This is a genomic window from Mycobacterium sp. 1165178.9 (assembly GCF_001673555.1).
GTDB lineage: Bacteria > Actinomycetota > Actinomycetes > Mycobacteriales > Mycobacteriaceae > Mycobacterium.
Genome location: NZ_LZMB01000132.1, coordinates 1 through 2,048, shown reverse-complemented (window position 1 = coordinate 2,048; position 2,048 = coordinate 1). Strand labels below are relative to the sequence as shown.

The window sequence follows — 2,048 nt, the reverse complement described above, 5'->3', positions numbered from 1 at the left end:
GCGAGCTGACCGGCATCGGCGCCGGCGGGTTCACGGTGCGGCTGCACGCGGTGTTGCCGCCGGTGGCGGCTGCGGGCACATGCATTTCGCTGCGTGTCCTGCGGCCCGCCAGTCAGGATTTGGCGGCCCTGGTCTCCGGCGGTGCGATCGAGCCCGCAGCCGCCGCACTGGTCACCGACATCATCGACGCCCGGCTGGCATTCCTGGTCAGCGGAGGGACCGGGGCTGGCAAGACGACGCTGCTCGCCGCAATGCTGGGCGCCGTGTCGCCGACGGAACGGATCGTCTGCGTCGAGGATGCCGCGGAACTGGCGCCGCGCCACCCGCATCTGGTCAAGCTGGTTGCCCGGTGCGCCAACATCGAAGGCGTCGGCGAGGTTCCGGTTCGCCAGCTGGTCCGGCAGGCGCTGCGGATGCGTCCCGACCGTGTCGTGGTCGGCGAGGTAAGGGGCGCCGAAGTGGTGGACCTTCTGGCTGCGCTGAACACCGGCCACGACGGCGGCGCGGGCACCGTGCACGCCAACAACCCCGGCGAAGTTCCCGCACGTCTCGAGGCGTTGGGTGCGCTCGGCGGCCTCGATCGTGCCGCACTGCACAGCCAGCTCGCCGCCGCCGTGCAGGTGCTGCTGCATGTCGAGCGCGACCGCGCCGGCCGGCGGCGGCTCAGCGAAATCGCTGCGCTGCACCATGATCAAGGACCAGTACATGCGGTCACCGTGTGGCATGCGGACCGGGGCATGACGGATGCCGCCCCGCACCTGCAGCGCCTGCTGCGCAGCAGGATGCCGGCATGAACGGCCCGCTGGCCGGCGCTCTGCTGATGGCGGTCGCGCTCATCGTCGTCCGGCCCTCCCCGCGACGACGACTTGCATCGCGACAACGGCGCCTCCCGACGGTCGGGCCTCGTGCGGCGGGCTGCGTCGCGGCGGGCTTCGGCTGCATCTCCGTCATCGTGTTGCCGCTGACGACCGTCCTGGGCGTCGCGGTCGTGGTCGCGACCGCGGGACTGCGGTATCGGCGACGACGGCTCATCCGGCGTGCCACAGCTGAGGGCCACGCGCTGCAATCCGCCCTCGAGGTGCTAGTCGGTGAATTGCGTGCCGGCGCGCATCCGGTGCGCGCGTTCTGCGTCGCCGCCGACGACACCGCCGGCGCGGTTGCGGTATCGCTGCGTTCGGTGGCGGCGCGGGCCCGGCTGGGCGCCGACGTCGCGGCCGGGCTGGCCGCCGCGGCCGGTTGCTCGGCGTTGCCCATGCATTGGGAGCGGCTCGCGCTGTGCTGGCGGCTGGCCAGCGACAACGGGCTGGGAATAGCCACCCTGATGCGTGCCGCCCAGCGCGATATCGCTGAGCGGCAACGGTTCTCGGCCCGTGTGGCCTCGAGCATGGCCGGTGCGCGGGCGACCGCGGCGATACTGGCCGCGCTGCCGGTGCTCGGGGTGCTGCTGGGCCAACTGATCGGCGCCCGGCCGCTGGGCTTCTTGCTAAGCGGCCACGCGGGCGGGTGGTTGTTGCTCGTCGGGTCGGCGCTGGCCTGCGCCGGTCTGCTGTGGTCGGACCGCATCGCCGATCGGGTGACGTCGTGAGCGCGGCGGAACCATGCGGAGCGACGCGATGAAGGGGGAGCACGCCCCCACGTGTGGGCGGCACCCGCGCGCGAGGGAGGGCGGCGCATGAATGTCGCGGCGGTGCTGCTGGCCGCGGCGCTGTGCATCGGCCCCGGCTCCTCGCTGGTGCCCGGGCGCGCCGGGATGCCGGTGCGTGGCCGTCGCCGCCCGCGCGGCACGGCACCGGCGGGCGGCCCGGATCCGCTGGCGGTCGCCTCCTGTCTGGACGTGCTGGCCGTGTGCCTGGCGTCGGGCATGGCCGTGTCGACGGCCGCGGCGGCCGCCGTCCCGTCCGCGCCACCGGATCTGGCCAGGGTGCTGCGCCGCGCCGCCGACCTGCTCGCGCTCGGCGCCGATCCCGCTGTCGCATGGTCCATTCCGGCCGGCCCGCGCAACTCGACCGACCCGCAGATCGATGCGCTGCTGCGACTGGCCCGGCGTT

The 2,048-nt window shown here is 73.9% G+C and carries 2 protein-coding genes and 1 pseudogene; all 3 read left to right on the top strand.

What is annotated here, in order from left to right; all coding sequences use genetic code 11:
* The coding region (locus A5652_RS06540) for an ATPase, T2SS/T4P/T4SS family (RefSeq protein WP_067348040.1) at positions 1–794 on the top strand (794 nt) is incomplete at its 5' end.
* Positions 791–1,585 (top strand): type II secretion system F family protein, encoded by a 795-nt coding sequence (locus A5652_RS06535; RefSeq protein WP_067348037.1) that lies wholly within the window; start codon positions 791–793, stop codon positions 1,583–1,585. The genes A5652_RS06540 and A5652_RS06535, both read left to right, overlap by 4 nt.
* Positions 1,586–1,672: 87 nt before the next feature.
* Positions 1,673–2,048, top strand: a pseudogene (locus tag A5652_RS06530) (type II secretion system F family protein); the annotation flags it as partial.